At 40.3% G+C, this 23,066-nt stretch carries 15 protein-coding genes and 1 other annotated feature; of the genes, 10 read left to right on the plus strand and 5 right to left on the minus strand.

Annotated elements, in window-relative coordinates:
• Positions 1 to 5: 5 nt before the first annotated feature.
• Together EAE92_RS10810 and EAE92_RS10815 are read right to left on the minus strand one after the other, a co-directional pair.
• A complete protein-coding gene (locus EAE92_RS10810; RefSeq protein WP_040148654.1) occupies positions 6 to 584 on the minus strand; it encodes a glutamine amidotransferase-related protein in 579 nt (192 codons plus the stop codon).
• Positions 584 to 2,164 carry an anthranilate synthase component 1 gene (locus EAE92_RS10815; protein WP_214068077.1) on the minus strand — a complete coding sequence of 527 codons (1,581 nt, stop codon included), beginning with the start codon at positions 2,162 to 2,164 and terminating at the stop codon, positions 584 to 586. Before EAE92_RS10815 ends, EAE92_RS10810 begins: the two co-directional genes overlap by 1 nt.
• Positions 2,165 to 2,192: 28 nt before the next feature.
• Positions 2,193 to 2,293, minus strand: a sequence feature (Trp leader region).
• 671 nt (positions 2,294 to 2,964) lie between these two features.
• Between EAE92_RS10815 and EAE92_RS10820 the strand changes: the two genes are divergently transcribed.
• The 8 genes from EAE92_RS10820 (at position 2,965) to rluB (ending at position 18,891) form a co-directional block, all read left to right on the plus strand.
• Positions 2,965 to 4,602, plus strand: coding sequence for a glycoside hydrolase family 18 protein (locus EAE92_RS10820; RefSeq protein ID WP_214068078.1), 1,638 nt, complete (start codon positions 2,965 to 2,967; stop codon positions 4,600 to 4,602).
• A gap of 97 nt (positions 4,603 to 4,699) precedes the next feature.
• On the plus strand, positions 4,700 to 8,251 hold the full coding sequence (locus tag EAE92_RS10825; protein ID WP_214068079.1) for a Tc toxin subunit A: 3,552 nt from the start codon (positions 4,700 to 4,702) through the stop codon (positions 8,249 to 8,251).
• Positions 8,244 to 12,338, plus strand: a complete 4,095-nt coding sequence (locus tag EAE92_RS10830) for a Tc toxin subunit A-related protein (protein WP_214068080.1) — start codon at positions 8,244 to 8,246, stop codon at positions 12,336 to 12,338. The genes EAE92_RS10825 and EAE92_RS10830 overlap by 8 nt, the downstream gene beginning before the upstream one ends.
• A gap of 124 nt (positions 12,339 to 12,462) precedes the next feature.
• Positions 12,463 to 14,331 (plus strand): glycoside hydrolase family 18 protein, encoded by a 1,869-nt coding sequence (locus EAE92_RS10835; protein WP_214068081.1) that lies wholly within the window; start codon positions 12,463 to 12,465, stop codon positions 14,329 to 14,331.
• Positions 14,332 to 14,522: 191 nt separating this feature from the next.
• Entirely contained in the window at positions 14,523 to 15,383 is an 861-nt protein-coding gene (gene rnm / locus EAE92_RS10840) for an RNase RNM (RefSeq protein WP_214068082.1), read from the plus strand.
• A 27-nt stretch (positions 15,384 to 15,410) separates the two neighbouring features.
• Positions 15,411 to 16,031: an L-threonylcarbamoyladenylate synthase gene (locus EAE92_RS10845; RefSeq protein WP_214068083.1), complete on the plus strand. Its 621-nt coding sequence runs from the start codon at positions 15,411 to 15,413 to the stop codon at positions 16,029 to 16,031.
• A gap of 312 nt (positions 16,032 to 16,343) precedes the next feature.
• The gene (locus tag EAE92_RS10850) at positions 16,344 to 17,492 is read left to right on the plus strand and encodes a C2 family cysteine protease (RefSeq protein WP_246545131.1); all 1,149 of its coding nucleotides are present in this window, start codon (positions 16,344 to 16,346) and stop codon (positions 17,490 to 17,492) included.
• Positions 17,493 to 17,958: 466 nt separating this feature from the next.
• A complete protein-coding gene (gene rluB, locus EAE92_RS10855) occupies positions 17,959 to 18,891 on the plus strand; it encodes a 23S rRNA pseudouridine(2605) synthase RluB (protein WP_214068085.1) in 933 nt (310 codons plus the stop codon).
• 33 nt (positions 18,892 to 18,924) lie between these two features.
• On the opposite strand, the gene cobO is transcribed toward rluB, so the two are convergent.
• Positions 18,925 to 19,521 carry a cob(I)yrinic acid a,c-diamide adenosyltransferase gene (gene cobO / locus EAE92_RS10860; protein ID WP_246545132.1) on the minus strand — a complete coding sequence of 199 codons (597 nt, stop codon included), beginning with the start codon at positions 19,519 to 19,521 and terminating at the stop codon, positions 18,925 to 18,927.
• Positions 19,521 to 20,285 (minus strand): YciK family oxidoreductase, encoded by a 765-nt coding sequence (locus EAE92_RS10865; protein WP_110090757.1) that lies wholly within the window; start codon positions 20,283 to 20,285, stop codon positions 19,521 to 19,523. The genes cobO and EAE92_RS10865 overlap by 1 nt, the downstream gene beginning before the upstream one ends.
• Before the next feature lie 491 nt (positions 20,286 to 20,776).
• On the opposite strand from EAE92_RS10865, the gene catA reads away from it, so the two are divergent.
• Positions 20,777 to 21,415, plus strand: coding sequence for a type A chloramphenicol O-acetyltransferase (gene catA, locus EAE92_RS10870; RefSeq protein ID WP_214068086.1), 639 nt, complete (start codon positions 20,777 to 20,779; stop codon positions 21,413 to 21,415).
• Between the two features lie 158 nt (positions 21,416 to 21,573).
• Here catA and EAE92_RS10875 read toward each other — a convergent pair whose 3' ends face one another.
• Positions 21,574 to 21,687, minus strand: coding sequence for an integrase (locus EAE92_RS10875; RefSeq protein WP_246545133.1), 114 nt, complete (start codon positions 21,685 to 21,687; stop codon positions 21,574 to 21,576).
• A 204-nt stretch (positions 21,688 to 21,891) separates the two neighbouring features.
• On the opposite strand from EAE92_RS10875, the gene sohB reads away from it, so the two are divergent.
• Entirely contained in the window at positions 21,892 to 22,938 is a 1,047-nt protein-coding gene (gene sohB, locus EAE92_RS10880; RefSeq protein WP_105397404.1) for a protease SohB, read from the plus strand.
• Positions 22,939 to 23,066: the final 128 nt, after the last annotated feature.

Here is a 23,066-nt window from a genome sequence, read left to right on the forward strand (position 1 = left end):
CCCCTTTAATTTAGTGCCCAGACCAGAGTTTGTTCAAGTAATTTAGCGCCCTGAGTTGTGAGAATTGATTCTGGGTGGAATTGAAATCCACAAACCTTATGTTCGTTATGGCGAACCGCCATAACAGTATCACCACAACGGGCAGAAATAGTCAGTTCGGATGGAATTTTATTACCCGCGAGAGAGTGATAACGGGCAACCGGTAGAGGATTTGTCAGATTAGCGAACATAGCCTGATTATCGTGTTCTGCCAGAGAAGCTTTGCCATGTAGGATTTCATCAGCAGCAGAAATTTCTCCACCATAGGCTTCAATAATGGCCTGATGCCCAAGGCAGATGCCGATCACTGGAATTTTGCCGATGATTTGTTGGAGTAATTGAGGCATACAACCGGCATCAGACGGTTTACCCGGCCCCGGTGAAAGCATTAATAACGGAGAAGAGAGCATGCTTAATTGCTGCATAATCATTTCAGTTGCAACGGTATTGCGATAGATAACCACCTGATGACCATGATTACGTAATTGATCGACGAGGTTATAGGTGAATGAATCCACGTTGTCGAGTAGCAGAATATTTGCCATTAGAAAATCTCCTCTGCCTGATGAGCTTCAATAATTGCGCGAATGACTGCTTTTGCTTTGTTACGAGTCTCTTCGGATTCTGCTAAAGGTTCGGAATCCAGCACGATACCTGCGCCAACCTGAACAGTCGCTATGCCATCTTCCACGTAGGCAGAGCGAATAACGATGCAATTATCCATATCTCCTTTGCCGGTGAAATAACCGACAGCACCACCATAGCTGCCCCGGCGTTCATTTTCATAGTGAGCGATAAGCTGCATTGCGCGTACTTTCGGTGCGCCAGTAAGGGTGCCCATATTCATACAAGCTTGATAAGCATGAAAGATATCCAAATCATGGCGTAATGTTCCCACTACGCGGGAAACCAGATGCATAACAAAGGAGTAGCGATCAACTTTTGTCAGATCAGCGACATAGCGGCTGCCCGGTTCACAAATGCGAGCTAGGTCATTACGGGCCAAGTCGACCAGCATCAGGTGTTCGGCTAATTCTTTATGATCTGTTCGCATCTCCAGTTCGGTCCGGCTGTCCAGATCGGCATCCAGCTCGCCGGCCGCATTGCGTCCACGGGGGCGAGTGCCGGCGATAGGGTAAATTTCAATCTGGCGATTGGATGCATCATATTTAAGTGCACTTTCAGGAGAAGCGCCAAACAGACAGAAATCTTTGTCCTGCATGAAAAACATATAGGGACTTGGATTGCGGTGCTTAAGCTTTTGATAAGCATGAAGCGGTGCCGGGCAGGGCAGAAAGAAGCGTCTTGATGGCACCACTTGAAAAATATCTCCCTGACGAATGTATTGCTGCAACTGTGCCACCATTTCTGCATAGGCTTTATCATCCCGATTGTATGAAACTTTCATGGCTGGCAGAGGGATCTGTTTTACCGGCTCAATGGGTTCGGTAATAAGTGCTGCTAATGTTTTTAATCGTTGCTTAAGGCGTTGCTCTTCTGCTTGAGAATCACTGAAAAGGGAGATTTGCAAACGTGCATTTTTATTCTGATGGTCGATCACTAATAACGTTTCTGCGAGATAAAAACAGAAGTCAGGGCAGCGTTGAACGGTTTTTACGGTTGGTAATGGCTCAAATCCGGCCACCAGATCATAGGAAAAAAGACCGCCGACAAATATTGCGTCTGTATTGTATGGAAATGAATTGTATGGTGATGGCTCTTCCGCCAGAGAAAGCAGGGCACGCAGTGCATCAAATACGGATACCTCTTTCAGGCGATTATCTTCATCTATATTGTGATTAATTGGCGGGAAGGTAACTTGAAGAGCATCATGTGTCATTTCAGATTGGACATTGCTGGCCAATTTGTTGGCCAAAATGGGTAATAGATTTCGGCCATTTTCGGTCAACGCGTCAAAAGTAACCTGATTGCCGTTGGCACTGATACGTAAGGCACTATCGATAATCAGCAGACTTTTTAAATTTTTTTTGCTGTTAATTTCCGCAGATTCCAGCAATAAAGTTGCTGGTCGTTCACCGCAGAGTTGGTTGAATAGCAGAGTAGGATCGGGTTGATAAGCTGTTTCCTGCTCGATTACTGTGATTTTTGGTTGTTTATCCGTCATTTTCTCGTCCTGTTAATAAGTTACGCATATAAAAAAACCCGCTGTTTAGGCGGGTTTTGGTAATTTGGCACTGTTGATTTATGTGCGTGACCATACCGCCCTTACTGGGAAGTTATGCCACCAACGGATAGACGTCATACATGCAGCCATTTTCAGTGCCTCTTTAGTATTAATAAATAGATGGTATACAAGACAATATCTTTCTCACTCTTGTACTAGTAAACTGGAACGAGATTGGTGTGTCAAGTATTTTTTGCAAAGGTTAATTGGTGCGCACATTCATTACGGTGTAACAAAAAATAGTTAGAAACCGGATAATGATAGGATTCTTAATTTTAATAAAACTATTATTTTATTGTCACAAATAACGCATATTATCATTTTATAATATAGTCATAATATATATTTAGTAATGTTAAATATATAAATCATGTTTTATGAAAAAAGAATATTAGCGAAAGTAGATTTTGGTTAAGAGGCAGAATTGGCTGGATTTTATTTGAGTCAATAGGCCGGAGGAAAAAAGAGATTGTTAATTTTTATATCTGTATATGAAAAAAAGAGGTTTAGCTAATATTACTGTGAGAAGTAGTATTCAGGTCTCTAACATATCGTGTTATTTAGAATTTAGATCCTTATAAGTTAAAGCTATGTAATTCTTTGTATTCAATACGTTATAGGTATTCTTGGTGAATGGTTTCTAACTCTGAATACTTATAGGACTCTACTTAATTCTGGCATGGGTTGCCATGATTTAACTCTCTGATGTTTAAACAATTGTATCGCTAGTGGAGTGAGATATGAGTGAAAATAAACCAAAAGCAGATAGCCAATTGGTGTATGAAACTGATCCTGGCTATAAGAATGGTAGCGAACTCATGGGAGAGGGCGCTGCGCAAAAAACTTATGATCTAAATAAATTTGACCCTAAAAGTGTTGATAACGCATTATCGTATACACCAACAAGACTTGCTAAAACAGTTTTCAATACTTATGACGAGAACGATGATTTTGCTGTTCTCTGTTATTTAACCGATTGGTCAATTTTTGATAGACGCCTAATGCCAACAGGAGATGATGATTTTAAAATATATGGAGGACGGGGAGCTGATTTAATGCGTCTTAAGGGCGATAAAGAAAAAGGAAAACCATTTAAAAGAATTATCTTTAGCTTTGCAGGTATTATTGGTGATCCCGGAGAGAAACGACTAGATATCATGAAAGCGGCTAGAGATGGATGGAAGATGGGAGATACTGATGAAAATATACTTAAAGATCATAAAGGCAAACCGATACCAATTGATTCTTGGGCAGATGTTGGATCTTATCTTAATTGCGGTTTTAGTGGTTGGAAGGATGACGATTGGAAGTTATATGAACAGGATAAAGCACAGGGAGTATTAGGTGGTCTACGTTTACTTAGGGAGGAAAATCCAGATTTAGAAATTTCTGTCAGTGTTGGTGGTTGGTCAATGAGTGGTGCTTTTTATGAAGTATGTCGTGATGAGAATCTTCGTAAGCGATTTGTTGAGGGAGTTAAAGATTTATACACCAGATTTCCCATGTTAACCCATATTGATCTTGATTGGGAATATCCTGGTTCTGCGGGGAACAATAATCAATTTGATAAAGATGATTATAAGTATTTTGCTGATCTTATTAAGGATCTGAAGGGTGCGAATATCAGTAACTTAAAAGGAATTAGTATTGCAGCTTCCGCTGATATAGAAAAAATTAAAGCAGCGAATATTCCAGAATTGATCGCCGCCGGTGTCAATGAAATCAATTTAATGACTTATGATTTCTTTACATTGGGTGACGGAAAACTTTCTCATCATACCAATCTTTATCGCAATAAGGATGACCAGTATTCTAAATATTCAGTGGATGATGCAGTTAACTATCTTATCTCTTTAGGTATTAATAAGAAATTTATCTATATTGGTTATTCTGGCTATACACGTAGTGCCAGAACTGCGGAGTTAGAGAGTAATAATAACGAGCAGTTGGTTGGGAAATATTCTGATGGGGCATCTACTGTAGGGAGTTTCGAAAGCAGTGTAACTGAATGGACAGATATTATCTATAATTATGTTGATTATGAAAATCAAATAGGTCGTAATGGCTATACGGTTTTCCATGATCCAGTGGCGAAGGCCGATTATATTTACAATAAAGATCTCAAAGTATTTATGTCATTAGATACGCCTCGTTCAGTCAGAGAAAAAGGCCGCTATGTTAAAGAAAAAGGGCTAGGTGGCTTATTTATTTGGACCGGTGATCAAGATAATGGTTTATTAACAAATGCTGCTCATGAAGGATTGGGTCGTAAAGCAATTAAAGAAGTTATCAAAATGGACCCGTTCTATTTCGAAGGTGATCTTCCTTCTTACGATAAACCGAAAGAGAAACAGTGTGAAGCATGTAAATTAAATTGAATTTATGCGTTAAAAAAACCTCACTATTTAAAGTGGTTATAGTCTCTATAACTGTGCTATTCAGGTGTTTCCGATTAATTAGGTTGGGAATAATACAATGGATAAATATAAAAGCATTTCTCGTGAAAAACAGGATATAACAAAAGTATCGCCATTATTATCTGCGGTGGCAGAGATAAAATCATCAGCATCGCCAATATTGCCGACACGTTATATGTTGGCGAACTCAGGACAGAAGGAAGACAATTCTACTGTCACGCTACTCAATACACTTCAACGTCTGGGATATCACTCAATTTTTGATATTATTGAAGTATCAAAACAGCGCTTTATTAAACGCCATAACGAATCTTTATCAGGTCATGCCGAGGTAATTTTTGATAAAGCAGTGAGTGCGGCTAATCAATTGGTACAAAGTTATCGGCAAAGACAATTGAGAGATTATGATGGCGCATCATTAACAAAAGCGAGTTATCAGGCAAGATATTCTTTTTATAGTGGTGACAATCCCGACGAAAAAGAAAAATTGCCTGATTATAGCAATTTATTTCCTGAACCTTGGGATGATTTCTGTCAGCCAGATGCTATTGAGGCCCTTGATAGTCCGGTAAATTATCTGCTTGATCTTTATAAATTTGTACAACAAATAGAGTTGGATGGTTCCAATAGTGCGGTGGGATTGGAACAAAGACGTGCTGATATTCCTGACTTATTACTTAATAGTGATAATCTTTACAAAGAGATTACAGCAATCTCTATTGTGAATGATGTTTTGTCGAAAAGCGCCAGGGAATATATTGATCAGACGGGCCATGCGGATAAACCGGTTAATCAGGTTTTGGGAGAGACTCGTTTTCCATTTACACTACCTTATAGTTTACCTTCCCAACAGATAAATAAAGGCTTGGCCGAAGAAGAGACGGAATTAGGCACGATTATTCAGCAAGTGGATCAGCAATTTCCCTGGCATATATTAACTGAAAAGCGTGATCAGGCTTTGCTCGCTTATACTCAATTGAGTAAGGAGCAAATGACTTTACTGACAGAGAAAAGCCCATTTGCGCAAAATTTTTTATCACGTGAACAACTTATTAAGAGTTATTTCAGCACCAGCACAACCGAAATCTTGCCTGAACGTGATATTTCAAAACATGCTTATATTATTCTTGCTGATGGTAATGTTACTGGTCCGACATTGTTAAGTAATAATGTGGATAAAGCTTATGACGAGATTATTATTACTTGCGAAAATAAAGCGAAAGAGACGATCAAAGTTAAACTTCGTGGTGAAAATATTCTGACCTATAATCGTGTAAAAGCGAGGATGGAACCATTTAATAATTCATCTCCATTTAGTCGGCAATTAAAGTTAACCTATGCAGAAAGCGATAATAGTGAAATTGGTAATTTAGATAATGGTCCTTTCTTTGGCGCAATGACAGTTTATGCTGCGGTACCCAAAGAAAGCACAAATAATACTGCTGTAAATATCGAAGGTATTAACTTCCTGACCATGACTTATCGCTTCGCGATTGCTAAACAAGGCACTGCACAAGCAGAATTATTGCCGGAAGCTGAACAATTCTTCCAGGATAATTATGGCCTTTCCGCAGATGACAGTGTGAAATTAAAAGAGGTTCTATCTTTTGGTCAACAAACAGGATCGAAAGTGACAGATCTCGAACATTTGTTTAGTAGTGGTGATTTCCGGCCTTTAGTTTCACCAAATGTGCTATTTTCTAATCCTATTTTCGATAGTGGGCAAACATCAGAACACTTCCCTGCACCTTATCACTATGGTGGTGTTTATATAAATGCGGGGCAATTAGACGCATTAAGCATTGTGAGAACGGGCTCTGGACGAGAAATAGACGCGGTTTCTGATTTTCGTTATGATCGAATGAATCGTTTTATTCGTTTACAGCGTTGGTTAGAGCTACCTTATCATCAGCTTGATTTATTAATAATTTCGGCAATAAAAGCTGAACCCAATAATACCGATCTGACTATTTCCAATAATACATTAAGAGCATTAGGTTTATTCCGCCATTTATCAACACAATATAAAGTATTACCGGAAGCATTTGCTGGATGGATATATCAAATTACGCCATTTGCTATCAGCAATAATATTCCATTTTTTGATCAACTGTTTAATCAGTCTAAACTTTTTGACCAACCTTTAATGCTGGATGGGAAAGAGTTTAGCTATGCGGAAAATCAAGGAGAGGGCGCGAAAACAGTTAAACAATTGTGTGCAGGGTTAGCTATTTCTTTATCCACGTTTCAAGTGATTGCCCCTATCGTTGAGAAGGCTTTGAAGCTCTCTTCTGGCAAATTGGTGCGTAATCTCGATGTCGTGTCCAGACTTTATTGCCTGGTAACTATTCCGCGATTATTTGGTTTTTCTGCGGAGGATGGATTAATTCTAGCCGGTATTTTGACAGGTGAAGAGGGATATTTGGCTAATATTCCGATCTTTAAAGAAAAAGATGAGCAGAAAGATGACATTCTCAGTGTTATTGCTCAAATGGAGGTTTTGACTGCTTGGTTGGCTAAAACAAAGCTGACACCAATCAAACTTTCCTTATTATTAGGTAAAACTCAGCTTCCCGTGGTGCCAACAAGTGGCATGTTAACCTTTTATAAGGGAATTTCCGATGGTTTGACTGATAATGTGCGTTTACAACAGTCTGATTTTAATCGGCAAGAAATCAATGATATTGATTGGTGGAGTATTCTATCAGATGAAAATGGTGTTTTTGATAAGGATAACGGTTTAATCAAAGATATTCCATTGGTATGGGGAAAAACAGATGAAGAATCTTTGCGGAAAAAGATTGAAGATATTTTAAATGAGAAGAAGATAAATCCAGATAATAATCAAATTAATATTGTTGTGCAGATCATATTGCAAGCTAAAACCGCGCAAGAAAGTCTATTATCTAGCGCTATTGCGGGAGAATATGGAGTATCAAGGGATATTGTTCCACTACAACTGCGCTGGTTAGGAAGTGGTGTCTATTCAGTACTGAAACTGGTATTAGATAATACGCCAGAAAAAGTTGAAGATATTAAGAAAGAGTTTCTGGACCTGACCTATAGTCTGTTAGTTTATACTCAATTAATTAATGCATTGAGCATAAGTAATAATCTGCTGTTATTGCGCCTGACGAATCCTAAATGGTTGGGTTTAAACGTGGATGAAACAACGGAAATATCATTATCATTAGATGAAATTTTCCTGCTGAATCGCTATCAGGATTTACTGGAAAATGCGAAACAGAATGAGGATAAAATTCAAGAATATTTTACTTTTGCTAACAGTGAAACTTCACCGAAGACAAGAGAAGAGGATGATGACAATTATAAATGTGCGCAATTACTGGCTGAGATTTTAGATTGGGACCCTGATGAAATTTCTCTTGCTTGTAAGAAAGGAGGATTAGATAAACAACGTGCAATGATCTTATCCCAAATAGATTGGATACGACGATTGCAACAATTTTCTGTGAAAACTAATTTGTCCGTTGAGCCTTTATTAGGTGCTGGCGCACTTGACGTTAATTCAGATTTTGAAGCTTTCCAAAGTATCGGGGAAGCGGTAATGGCTGCATTAAAAGCGCAAGGAGATGATGAGAATGTCTAATTTAATTGAAGCAAAATTACAGGAAAATTTGCGTGATGCGTTAGTTGATTATTATCTTGGTCAGATTGTGCCGCATGATACCGCTTTTCAATCCTTGCGTGAAAGAATTCAAAATGTAGATGATTTATATGATTTTCTATTATTAGATACTCAGGTTTCTTCTAAAGTAAAAACAGCTCGTGTCGCACATGTTACTCAGTCTGTACAACAATATATTAACCGTATTGTTTTGAACTTAGAGTCAGGTTTATCGATGACTCAGGAAGATGCAGATAATTGGCAGGAGTTTGCTAATCGTTATGGTTATTGGGCGGCAAATCAACAACTGGCTATTTATCCAGAAGTCTATGTTGATCCCACATTACGTTTAACCAAAACAGAATTCTTCTTTCAACTTGAAAGTGCGCTTAATCAAGGCAAGCTCACCGATGATGTTGCTCAGAAAGCGATATTGGGATATTTGAATAACTTCGAAGAGGTCAGTAATTTAGAGGTGATTGCCGGCTACGAAGATGGTGTTGATATTGCCGATGATAAGATCTATTTCATTGCTAAAACACGAACTCAACCTTACCGTTATTTTTGGCGAACTTTAGATGCCAAACAGCGTAATAATCAGACTGATGAACTCTATCCTACCGCCTGGAGTGAGTGGAAGCTGATTAATGTTCCTTTAGAAAATGCATATAACGGTATTATTCGTCCAATTATCCTGAATAACCGATTATATATTAGTTGGTTTGAAGTTTCTGAAGAAAAACAAGATAAAGATAATAGTATTAAATATCGTACCAAACTTAATCTAGCTCATTTAGCGTTTGATGGTACCTGGAGTACCGGCACTACTGTTCGTGAAGATTTACTTGATCATTCTATGAAAGAGTTAATTGCGGTTCTCGATCGTACCGGAGATGTTGAACGCTTGGCTTTGGTGGCATTTGTGCGCTTGAAAGGTACAGATGAGAAGACCGGGCCTTATGATTATGATGAAGTTTTCACCTATGTTTGTGACAATCTATTAATGGCAGCAACGGATTTACCTAAATCCACTTCAACGCTATCCGATCTGGACGCATATGGCGCGGCTTTAGTCTGGTTCTATTTTCGGGAACCCTCGAATGGTGGGCCGGATGAATATAAGCAATTGGTGCTTTATCCCGTTAATAATAATATGAAATGGCCGATAGCCGAACCACCAACATTTGAAGGACAACTGGGTAAAATAGACGATTTTAAGCTGGATGCGACTTATGTTGACGGGACATTGAATATGTATCTTACGTCCACTTCAACGTATAAATATGATTTTAGCAGAAGCAAAAATATCCTTTATTGTATTTGGTTGGAAGATAGCAAGGGTGAACGCTGTTGGCTGAATTATAAGATACTGACTCCAGAAGATTATGATCCAAAGCTGAGTGTCACATTGAACCGTTGTGATAGAAATGATGTAACGGTTGTTACGGGTTTTAGTTTGCCGTCGGAAACGGGAGATGTTGCAGGTAAAATTAAGACTAAACTTAGTGTGGGTAAATTACTTCGCGATAAGGTTCAAATTAAACAGACTAAACAAACTCAATATTTGCAATTTCCAAAAGAAGAGCAACCAGAGGAACCATTAGAAAGTTGGTATTCTGACAAGGCGATTCGTTTAAATACCCTGTTTGCAAAAGAGTTAATTAGTAAGGCGAGTCAAAAACTGGATAAAGTTCTCAGTTGGGAAACGCAAAATATTCATGAAGAGCCGATTACCGGCAATGTTTCAAAACCTATCGACCTTAAAGGGGCAAATGGTATTTATTTTTGGGAATTATTCTTCCATATGCCATTTATGGTGGCCTGGCGGTTTAATGTGGAACAGCGTTATGAGGAAGCCAGTCGCTGGATTAAGTTTATTTTTAATCCTTTTGAAAGTAATGACGAACCGGCGCTGGAACAAGATAAGCCACGTTATTGGAATAGTCGCCCGATAATTGACGAGCCAAAGAGGTTACGTAGTCTGGTAGAACCGGCTGATCCTGATGCAATTTCTGCCAGTGAACCTATTCATTATCGTAAAGCGATTTTTAACTTCTACGTTAAGAATATTATCGATCAGGGTGATATGGAATATCGCAAGCTACAGCCAACGGCCAGAACGGTGGCTCGTCTGAGCTATGCAACGGCAAGTTCATTATTAGGTGCGCGTCCTGATCTCCAATTAGCCAGTTCCTGGCAGCCAATAACCCTTGAGGATGCATCATATAAGAAGAATAGCGCGGTACGAGCATTGGAGATGATAAGTTATCCCTTGCCTTATGCCCCGGTGGTTCATGATAGAACTATTCGTGCGATGGATAATGATCTCTTCATGAAACCGATTAATGAAGAGTTAACGGCCCTGTGGGATAGAATAGAAAACCGGATTTACAATTTACGGCATAATTTAACGCTGGATGGTAAAGAAATTTCTATGGATCTTTATGATTCGAAAATTTCTCCTCGTGGATTAATGAATCAGCGTTATCAGCGAGTGGTTGCCGCCAGAAATGCCAGCAGAATGAATTTCAGAGTACCAAATTATCGTTTTGAACCCATGTTGGCGCGGGCGAAATCGGGTGTCGATACGTTGATACAGTTTGGTAGCACATTATTAAGCTTGTTGGAACGGAAAGATAATTTGAGTTTTGAATCATTCCAGATGGTTCAGAATAATGATCTCTACCGTTTTGCGGTTGACCTCCAGCAACAAGATATCAATATTAATCAGGCCAGTCTTGATGCGTTGCAGGTGAGCAAACAATCTGCCCAGGATCGGTACGAACATTATAAAAGTCTTTATGATGAAAATATTTCGTCAACGGAACAGCAGGTTATTGAATTACAGGCTCAGGCGTCTTCTGCTCTATTAGCTTCACAAGTATCAAGAACGGCTGCGGCGGCACTGGATTTAGTTCCCAATATTTATGGATTGGCAGTTGGGGGATCTCATTGGGGGGCTGCTTTAAATGCGGTTGCTGAAATAGCAACGTTGAAACATCAGTCCGATAGTACTAAAGCTGATAGCCTCAGTGTTTCTGAATCTTATCGCCGTCGTCGGCAGGAGTGGGAACTGCAATATAAACAAGCTGAATGGGAAGTAAAATCTATTGATCAGCAAATTAATATTCAGCAGTTGCAGGTCGGTGCCGCGCGTAAGCGTTTGGCGCAAGTTGAAGCGCAGCAACAACAATCTCAGGCATTGTTGGCTTATTTCTCCAGCCGTTTTACTAATGAAAGTTTATATACCTGGATGATTAGCCAGATCTCAAGCCTCTATTTGCAGGCTTATGATTCTGTTTCTTCATTATGTTTATCCGCACAATCTTCTTTACAATATGAGCTTGGGCTAGGCGAGCAGAATTTTATTGATGGTGCGAGCTGGAATGATCTCTATCAAGGGCTGTTAGTTGGTGAAAATCTGAAATTGGCGTTGCAACGTATGGAACGCACTTATGTTGAGCAAAATTCACGTAGATTGGAAATTATCAAAACGATTTCGCTTAAATCTTTATTGGGTGAGTCTTGGGAAGATAATCTCAGGACTTTAAAAGCGCATAATGCAATCACTTTTAATTTGGATGAGTTAAAGCAATTTGGTTTGGATTATCCGGGTTTATTTAATCGGCGGATTAAATCTGTTTCAGTGACTTTGCCGATGTTAATTGGCCCTTATGAAGATATCTGCGCCAAATTAAGTTTGTCGGGTGTGAGCAGTTATACGACCAAAGCGGATCTTAAAACCGTTGAAAAAATGTTGAAAGAGGGAACTCGTGCGGAAACGCCTTATACAGTTCGCAGCATCCAGCCCAATCAACAAATCGCTTTATCTACCGGGATTAATGACAGCGGAATGTTTACGCTTAATTTCGATGATGAACGTTTCTTACCCTTTGAGGGAGTTGGGGTAGGATCAAGTTGGAATTTCCAATTTACCAATACATCGCAGGAGTTAGAAAGTCTGACCGATGTGATTCTTCATATTCGATATACCGCGCAAGAGGGGTCTGCATCATTTGGTTCGGCTGTTAAGGCATTATTGAACAAGGAACATCCAGATTTGGTATGACGAGAATTAAGAATTAAATGAATCAGTCATCTGAATTTAAAGTTCTTACTCGTTATCATTAACATTCAAATTAGCCTCTTCTATCCATGTGGAGGCTAAATATAAATTTCATTGGAGTTTATAAATGGTAAACAAATATACTTATACCTCATCGAAATCCATGTCCGACATAAGTGATATTATTGGTGAGCCATTAACCGCATGGAAAAATCAGGCAGGCGGCCAAGTTTATAATGTTATTTTCAATGGTGGCGTTTATACCAATACCTACTGGGTTGAGCGCTGGCATATTCCTGATTCTGCGGCTAAAGAGGGAACGCCGCACAACGCCTGGAAATATATTCGTCCTGCGACGGAGGAAGAGATAAAAGAGCACGGAAATCCTACTGATGGGCGCGTTGATCCGACAGAAGATATTCCTTCACCAGTTTTACAACCGGATGCTATTACAGAACAAACCTATCAACGGCCGGATGTTGATTTTAAACCGGATGGTTCAGCGGGCAACCTTTCTTATACTGCGACGCGCGTTTGTCGCCCGATGTTTAATGAATATGAAAGCGATAAATCCAGACCGAAACTTTCTGCTTATATTACTGATTGGTGCCAATATGATGCGCGCTTAGATGGTAAGAATGAAGAAGCCGATGATCGGGGAAGAGGATTTGATTTAAGCACTATCAATGTGACTGCTTATGATAAATTAATATTCAGTTTCTTGGGTATTTACGGTGATACTGGTGTAAAAGGGAAGAAAATTAAAGAAGTTGCCGATGGTTGGAATAGTCAGAGTGAAATAAAAATTACCGAAGGCCATATTGTTCCTCTTGATCCTTATGGTGATTTAGGTACTGCCCGTAATGTGGGATTACCTAAGGAAAGTGCTAATACTGATATTAATGCAGGAACATTCCTGCCTTTTTATCAACAAAAGAAAGCGTCCGGTTTATTAGGCGGATTACGCGAATTACAAAAAACGGCGCGTTTAGCGGGTCATAAACTTGAATTGGCTTTTAGTATTGGTGGCTGGAGTATGTCCGGTTATTTCTCCGTGATGGCGGCTGATGAAACAAAACGTGGCGTTTTTGTTGACAGTATTGTTGATTTTTTTGAGCGCTTTCCTATGTTCAGTTGTGTCGATATTGACTGGGAATATCCCGGAAGCCCGGGTGAGGATGGCAATGTTTACGATCCGAAAGATGGAGAACATTACGCTCTGTTGATTAAAGAATTACGTGAATCTTTGGATAGCCGATTTGGGCGAGGGGATAGAAAAGAGATCTCCATTGCTTGTAGTGGTGTAAAAACGAAATTAGAGACATCCAATATTGCCGAATTAATCAAGAATGGTTTGGATAACATTTATTTAATGAGTTACGACTATTTTGGTACCGGGTGGGCGCCTTATATCGGCCATCATACTAATCTCTATTCGCCAAAAGATCCTGATCCATCAGGTGCGTCTGATTTATCCGCGGAAGTTGCTATCAATTATTTACATCAGGATCTTGGCATACCTTTGGAGAAAATTCATTTAGGGTATGCTAACTATGGTCGTGCAGGCAAAGGAGCAAAGCTTGAAACCCGTGAATATAATAAAACTGGCGATGCGTTAGGAACAATGGAAAAAGGTTCACCTGAATTCTTTGATATTGTTAATAATTATCTGGATAGCGAGCATACCTTGGCGACCGGGAAAAATGGCTTTGTGCTAATGACGGATACCAATGCTGACGCCGATTTCTTGTTTAGTGAAACAGCAGGACACTTTATTTCATTAGATACACCACGCACGGTGAAGCAGAAAGCGGAGTATGTCGCTAAGAATAAACTGGGCGGCATATTTTCTTGGTCAGGCGATCAGGATTGTGGTTTATTGGCGAACGCGGCCAGAGAGGGAATGGGTTATGTCGCTAAATCTAATGATGAGACCATCGACATGGGGCCGCTCTATAATCCGGGTAAGCCCTATTATTTGAAATCTATTGGCTAGATGAAGAAAAACGCTGATTAATTCTTCTCTGTCAGTAAAAAGGGACATTGCATTTCTCGTCTGGGAATTTCTTCACTCTTAACATTACTCTATTCAGCCCGATATTTTAGGGCTGAATATGGCTCTATTCTGTAAAATGCCGCCATTTATCGTTAAGCTATACCTAAGCTATTTAATCAGAGAACGGAATAATGACCAATTCAACGACGGAATGGGTGACAATTTATGATCTGCATAGCCATACGACTGCATCGGATGGTTTACTTTCACCATCAGAATTGGTTGAACGGGCAGTGGCAATGGGCGTTAATGTATTGGCTGTGACGGATCATGATACAACGGATGCTATTTTGCCCGCTAATGAACATATCAGTCGGCACAACTTGCCATTAAAACTGATATCAGGCGTTGAGATATCTACCCTGTGGCAAAATATGGAGATTCATATTGTTGGTTTAAACATTGATATTCAATCAAACGCAATGGCTACATTACTCGGTAAACAAGCTGAACTCAGAAAAGAGAGAGGAATTGAAATAGGCCGTAGATTGGCAAAGGTAGGTATTCCCGATGCTTGGGCAGGGGCGAATCAGTTAGCGAAAGGTGGACAAGTGACCCGAGGCCATTTCGCCCGTTATTTAATTGAAATAGGCAAAGAGCCAACAATGGCGAAAGTATTTAAAAAGTATCTGGCAAAAGGAAAAATCGGATACGTTCCACCTCAATGGTGTACAATTGAACAAGCTATTGATGCCATTCATCAATCAGGTGGTCAAGCAGTCATTGCTCATCCGGGACGATATGATTTATCGACTAAATGGTTGAAGCGTCTGATTGTCTGGTTTAAACAACATGGCGGTGATGCGATGGAAGTTGCACAGTGCCAGCAGGCGCCTAACGAACGGCAATATCTCGGTCAATTGTCGCGGGAATATGACTTGATGGCTTCGTTAGGTTCTGATTTTCACCAGCCTTGTTCATGGATAGAGTTAGGGCGTAAATTGTGGTTGCCCGGTGATGTGGTACCAATATGGCGTAACTGGTCACTGTAGGGGCTGCATAAAATTAAGAGGTAATTTATGAGCCAGTTTTTTTATATTCATCCTGATAATCCGCAGCCGCGTTTAATAGGGCAAAGTGTGGATGTGCTTAAAAAGGGTGGGGTAGTTGTTTATCCAACAGATTCCGGTTATGCGATTGGTTGCCATCTGGAAGATAAAGATTCGATGACTCGGATATGCCGTATCCGTCAGTTAGATAGTCATCATAATTTCACCTTAATGTGCCGGGATTTGTCAGAAATATCGACCTATGCTTATGTCGATAATTCAGCTTTTCGTCTGATTAAGAATAATACGCCGGGTAATTACACGTTTATTTTGCGTGCGACGAAAGAAGTTCCTCGTCGTTTGATGAATGATAAGCGGAAAACCATCGGGTTACGTGTTCCATCTAATCCAATTGCTTTGGCGCTGCTTGAACAAGTGGGTGAACCATTGATGTCCACGAGCCTGATTTTGCCGGGCAATGATTTTGCTGAATCTGATCCTGAAGAAATTAAAGATAATTTGGGAAAGTTGGTTGATCTGATTATTCACGGGGGGTATTTGGGGCAACAGCCTACCACCGTAATTGATTTAACTGAGAATACGCCGGTTGTAATACGGGAAGGGGCTGGCAATATCACGCCATTCTTATAAGCCCCGCAGTAATTATTTTCAGAATCTATATAAAGCCTGTGTATTATACGCAGGCTTTTTATTTTTTAATGGAATCGAAATGGTTATTGTTATTTCGAATTATTAATACTGACTCAATAAAATAGAATTATCATCTGTTTAATAATTAAGTTGATTTTAATAACGTGATAAGGAAATATTTACCGCACCTTAGGTAAGTATATTTGCTAATTATTTAATCATATTATTAGGTATAAAACCTTTTGGCTGTCTATTTAATATAAATAACAGCGTAAGGTTATCCATCCATTATAAAATCAAGGGATATTGAAAATGTCAGTTGTTAATTTCTCCGATCAACCAGTTGATGTCAGTAATGTTCATACTTGGCCAAAATCACCAGATAGGGATTTAACCGCATGTGGGCGTGACGCATATGCTGAAAAATCAGTGCAAGAAGCATTGATCGGAGATCCTGATAAAGCGATAAAATTAAGCGAATTAAATGATATTCTGGCTACCTGTGAACCTTTTGACTTTAACGGAGTCACTCTATATGCAAAAGATCCGGTATTGGCCTTAATTAAAGCATTATCAGAGAAAAATGGTTATTTATTGGATGATTCATATCCTCCTGAACAATGGCAAAGTGGGGGCGTTGATAAGCATAGCCGTATTAAAGATTTTATTGAATCCCCTAGCATGTTTATTAAAGGGATAGAGATGATCGATATGGGCCAGCTCTATCTTGGTAATTGCGGCTTTGTTAGCACCGTTGGGGCAATTGCGTCCCATCCAGAAGGGCATAATGTGTTATTCTCTTCCATTTATCCGCCAGTTTATAATTCAACGGGCGTTTATTCCGTTAGAATCATCAATCAATCGAAAATTGGTTATTTACTGATTGACGATGATCTGCCTCGCGTTAATTTCTCTGCTATGGAAGATAAGAATGAATTTTGGTATTACCTGATTGAAAAAGCATTTGCGAAATTGCATGGAAGCTATGAGAATTTAGGCGGCGGTAATGAAATCTATTTTGGTATAGAATCGACAGCAAATACCGGTATTAATCAGGATAATCAGGATCGTATTTGGGATGAGAAATTTATCGATATCTTCAAAGTAAAACATCATGTGACTTATCAAGGAACGGGTTCGTCTACGGATTTGGTATCAGGTCATGCTTATTTAATATTAGATGCTCAACAATGGAATGATATTAAGTTAGTACGACTGCATAATCCGTGGAATGTCGTTAAATACAAAGGTCCATATTCTCCTGGCTCTGCTGAATGGAAAAATATTCCAGAAGACGTGCAAAATGATATATTCCAGAATAGCCGATTTGAAGGGAAATCATTCTGGATGCCATATGATCTCTATGTTAAGAACTTGCCAAAAATCAGCGATATGTATCTCAGTGAAACCATCCCTGATTCACTGAAAAGTATTGCAAATCCATCTCCAATTCAAGAGTGAATAAGATATCGGTTTTGCCAGGATTGAGTTGTCATTCACTAATTTAATATTAGTGCCTGGTATTAATAGCAATTTAAATAAAACTTAATGAAATGGTGGCCTGAAATTTATAATTTTTGGCCACCTTTTATGTTATTAAAAGATTATATTTTATCAATTATTTGATAATTGAAACAGTGAGTGGATTCTATGATTGTAGTTATGTTTTGGTCCGGTTGGTACAGTAATATTTCTGTGTTTTTCTGACCAAATTCGGTGTTGAGTGATAAATAGGTACATTTATTAGCATCATTGACTTTAAAATTCGTGTAGAATGCGCCACCACGGAGTTAGGATTATGATGTATTTTTTGACATCCTATGCTATCAAATGTATTAAAATCAGTTTGTTATGATTGAATTTTTACCATAACGTATTGATTGATATATAACACGACGCCTGTGAAGGCGACAACAGAGGTTGCTCAATGAGCGGTAAAACACAGAAATCTGAAAAGTTACAGAAAATTCTCGCGCGTTCCGGTCACGGTTCCCGCCGCGAAATAGAAGGTTATATTCAACAAGGGCGCGTCAGTGTTGACGGTAAAATTGCGACTTTAGGCGATCGCCTTGAAGTTCAGCCCGCCACAAAAATCCGTCTTGATGGTCGGATATTAAATATCAAAGAATCGCAAAAAGCGGTTTGCCGCGTTCTGGCTTATTACAAACCAGAAGGCGAGCTTTGTACTCGTCATGATCCAGAAGGACGGCCAACGGTTTTTGATCGTCTGCCTAAATTGCTTGGTTCCCGCTGGATAGCGGTTGGGCGTCTGGATGTGAATACCTGTGGTTTGTTGCTATTTACCACGGATGGCGAGCTGGCTAATCGTTTGATGCATCCAAGCCGTGAAGTTGAACGCGAATATGCAGTCCGTGTCTTTGGTGAAGTTGATGACGCTAAATTGAAACAACTGGCTAAGGGCATTCAACTGGAAGATGGCCCCGCTTCATTCCGCACTATCGCGTTTAAAGGCGGTGAGGGGATGAATCAGTGGTATAACGTCACGCTGACAGAAGGACGTAATCGTGAAGTTCGTCGTCTTTGGGAAGCAGTTGGCGTGCAGGTGAGCCGCCTTATTCGTGTGCGTTATGGCGATATTGGCTTGCCAAAAGGTTTACCACGCGGAGGATGGACGGAACTGGGTTTGGAACAGACTAACTATCTGCGTCAATTAGTGGGTTTGAATGAAGAGACAGTTTCCAAAGTGGCAGTGGGACCTGATCAACGTCGCCTTAAAGCTAACCAAATCCGCCGAGCGGTTAAACGCCATGCTCAAGTCGCATCGCGTCCATCGACAGGAAAACGTCAAGGCAGTTCGCGCCAGAATGCGGGGCGAACAACCTCATCAAAAGGCCGCTAAGTTTTCTGGGTCTCGTGTCATAACGGGACCTTTTTACCAGTCGATCCCTTTTTGTGCCTTAATACCGGCGTCGAAAGCGTGTTTTACCGGACGCATCTCTGTAACGGTATCTGCCATTTCCAATAATTCACGATGACAACCGCGGCCGGTGATAATAACAGATTGGTGCTCCGGTCGGTGGTTAAGCGCAGTAATAACTTCTTCCAGAGGAAGATAGCCATAACTCACCATATAAGTCAGTTCATCCAATACGACCAGATCCAAATCGGGATCAGATAACATCTCTAACGCATGGCGCCATACTTGACGGCAGGCTACAGTATCGGTTTCCCGGCTTTGAGTTTCCCAAGTAAAACCCGTCGCCATAACATGGAAATTCACCCCATGTTGTTCTAGCAGATTTTTCTCGCCATTCTCCCATGTACCTTTGATAAATTGGATCACACCGGCGCGAAATCCATGACCTATCGCGCGGGTCGCTGTGCCAAATGCAGCGGTGGTTTTACCTTTGCCATTGCCGGTGAAAACGATGAGAATACCCCGTTCTAACTGGGCGGCTTCAATACGGGAATCCACTTTTTCTTTTAGGCGCTGTTGCCTTTTCTGATGCTGGTTGTCATTGATTGTCATTATTCGGCTGGCCCTGCTTTGCGTCCGGGTTGTGCATCAAAACTGATGCCTGTTTTATGCAGACTATCTCTGCCCATAAGATAAAGATACAGCGGCATAATATCTGCCGGTGTTTTCAGTTTAGCAGAATTTTCGTTAGGGAATGCTCTGGCGCGCATATTTGTGCGTGTACCGCCGGGATTAATACAGTTAACGCGTAGAGAAGCGTGTTTATATTCTTCGGCTAAAACTTGCATCATGCCTTCGGTTGCAAATTTAGAGGCGGAATAAGCTCCCCAGCCACTGCGACCTTCGCGGCCAACGCTCGAACTGGTAAAGATGAGTGATCCGTCAGGCGACGTCAATAATAGCGGCAGCAAAGCTTGAGTTAACATAAAGGTCGCATTGACGTTGACTTGCATAACGTCATGCCATAATTGGACGGGTTGCTCCGCCATCGGCGCGACAGCTCCCAGTAAACCGGCATTATGCAATACGCCATCCAGACGCGGATAATGTTGCGCTAAATTGTCAGCGAATGTCTGGCACTCTTCGGCTGTGACGGTAAGCAGATCCATTGTGTAAACAGTTGCAGGTGCGCCACCTGCTTGTTCAATCTCTTTTTGGACGGCTTCCAGTTTGTGTGTTGTTCTGCCAAGTAAGATCACTTGTGCGCCATAACGGGCGTAAGTCAAAGCCGCTTCACGGCCAATACCCTCTCCAGCGCCTGTCACCAGAATAATACGTTGTTGTAGGAGGTCATGTTTTGGTTGGTAATGTAACATTTGAAGATTTCCTGTTGTTGACGGCGCGATTTGTTACCGTCGGAGGCCGTTTTGGCTATCAAAACAGAAAGTTATATATCGAGTCAAATTTGCCAAGGTTGATTGCTCAGGAGATATACCCGTCATCTTTCAAGCTGCCTCTTTGTTGGCTGCACTCGCTCACCCCGGTCACATAGTTTGCTATGCTCCCGGGGATTCACTCCCTGGCCGCCGCGCTGCAACTTGAAATCCATAGGGTATAAGCGGAAAATATGGCGGGTTGATAGAGGTTTGTGTAATTCTTTATGGCGCGGAGTCTCTTATTATCTGATTTATAGAAATAGTGCTGTGTTGGTAGTTATTTGCTTCTGGCTAATATATAATTTTTCTTCATCAGAGCTAAGTCATTTAATCCAATTTCATACCGGAGTGATTATGAGTCAAATACAAACGGAAAAAGCAGCCCTTCTAATTTAATCAATTTGTTAAATTCTACATTAGAAGGGGAAAACATGAATTACTCAAAGATTGCTATAGATCGCTGGGATAGGAAAGAGCATTTCTTGCATTATCGTAATATCGTGCAATGCGGATTTAGTCTGACAACAAAAATTGATATTACCCATTTGTTATCTTCGTTGGTAGAAAAACAATATAAATTCTACCCAACTATGATTTATTTAATATCAAAAGTTGTGAACTCTTACTCTGAGTTCAGAATGGCTATGAAAGATGAAGAATTAATTGTATGGGATGGCGTCAATCCCGCGTATACAATCTTTCATAAGGAAACCGAAACATTCTCAGCGATTTGGACTGAATTCAATTCTGATCTGCCAGAATTTATGAAAAACTATTCTGCTGATTATGAAATCTATAAAGATAATCTTTGCTTTTTTTCTAAACCAGAACTACCTGAAAACCACTTTCACATATCGTCAGTACCGTGGGTGAGTTTTGATGGATTTAACTTGAACATCGCGAGTTTTACGGATTATTTTCCACCTATATTTACAATGGGAAAATTTTACCAAGATGGGAATCAAACTCGGTTGCCTTTGGCGGTTCAGGTGCATCATGCTACTTGTGACGGTTTCCATGTGGGGCGTGTTATTCATAAATTACAAGAACTATGTAATGATTTTGTTTAGTTAAAGACAATCTGAATTATTTATGGCCTCAATATAAGGTTGTATTGAAATACACGAATAACCATCAGTTAATACTGGTGGTTTTTATGTCCGTAATATTTATACCCTATGGATTTCAAGATGCATCGCGGCGGCAAGAGAGCGAGCCATTGCATCATTTATAGCGATAACGCTCTCCTTTCCTGCTGTTCGATAATTTCCTGTTTCTCTTTCAGGTAATCGTAGCGATCATAGTGCTTGGTTGAAACGCCGGGGTTTTTGTGATTCTGCAATCTAATCCCCTATTTTTGAATTGGTTCCCCATTTCTCTATCTAATGGTGTAGAATTAGCTACTGAGACCGATATACTGGGCGTTTTTATTTGTACATATTCGTGTTTATTGAATGCGAGTTAATTATAATATATTGTTTTTAAATGAAAAAAACTAAATACATTTATTGTAAATTCATAATCTAAGAAACAAAAGGTGGGTTTTGTGGAGTACTTATCTCTTTACGGGTTGTTTTTAGCCAAAGTCGTTACGCTGGTATTGGCGGTTATTGCTCTGGCAATATTCGGTATCGGCATAGGAATGCGGAAATCCTCGCTAAAAGGAGAATTGAAACTCACCGATCTCGGTGAATCATATCGGGATAAGCAGCGTCAAATGCAGCGGGCGCGAATGACAGAAGCGGAAGGGAAAATCTGGCAGAAAGAGTTTAATAAACAACAAAAACTCGAATCCAAACAGAAGAAAAGTGACGCTAAAGCCGGTCATAAAGGGTTACAGAAACCTTGTCTTTATGTACTGGATTTTAAAGGGAGCATGGATGCTCATGAAGTTGATTCATTACGTGAAGAGATTAGCGCGATTCTGGCCGTGGCAGATGCAAAAGATGAAGTGTTGTTGCGTTTGGAAAGCCCTGGAGGAATGGTGCATGGCTATGGGCTGGCGGCCTCTCAGCTTGTCCGTTTGCGTCAGAAAGGCATTCGCTTGACTATCGTCGTAGATAAAGTTGCTGCCAGTGGGGGCTATATGATGGCCTGTGTTGCTGATCGTGTGGTTGCCGCGCCTTTTGCCATTATTGGTTCTATTGGCGTGGTCGCCCAAATTCCGAACATTCATAAGCTATTGAAGAAAAATGATATCGATGTGGAACTCCATACGGCTGGTGAATATAAACGTACACTGACTGTGTTGGGAGAAAATACAGAACAGGGCCGGAAAAAATTCCAGGAAGATCTGAATCAGACTCACGAATTATTCAAAGCGTTTATTCATACACATCGCCCATCGCTTGACGTGGAAAGTGTGGCGACCGGTGAATACTGGTACGGCTCACAAGCGAAAGAGAAGGGATTGATTGACGAAATTGGCGTCAGCGATGATCTGTTGATTGCTCAAATAGATAATTGTGAAGTTATTGGCGTCAGTTATACACGCCGTAAACGCATGGTAGAGCGTTTCACCGGCAGTGCGATGGAAAGTATTGATAAACTGTTATTGCGCTGGTGGCAAAGAGGGGAGAAGCCTTTGCTTTAATTAAAGTTCCGCTATTTTAAATCAATTATCTTGGCGTATTCCAAGGCGTTCTGTTTTGACGTTCAGGAGCGCCTTGATATATTGCTTAATTGCAATGTGCTAAATGTGCTAATTGTACAGCGCGACGC

It is taken from the genome of Photorhabdus hainanensis, from assembly GCF_018448965.1.
Lineage (GTDB): Bacteria > Pseudomonadota > Gammaproteobacteria > Enterobacterales > Enterobacteriaceae > Photorhabdus > Photorhabdus akhurstii.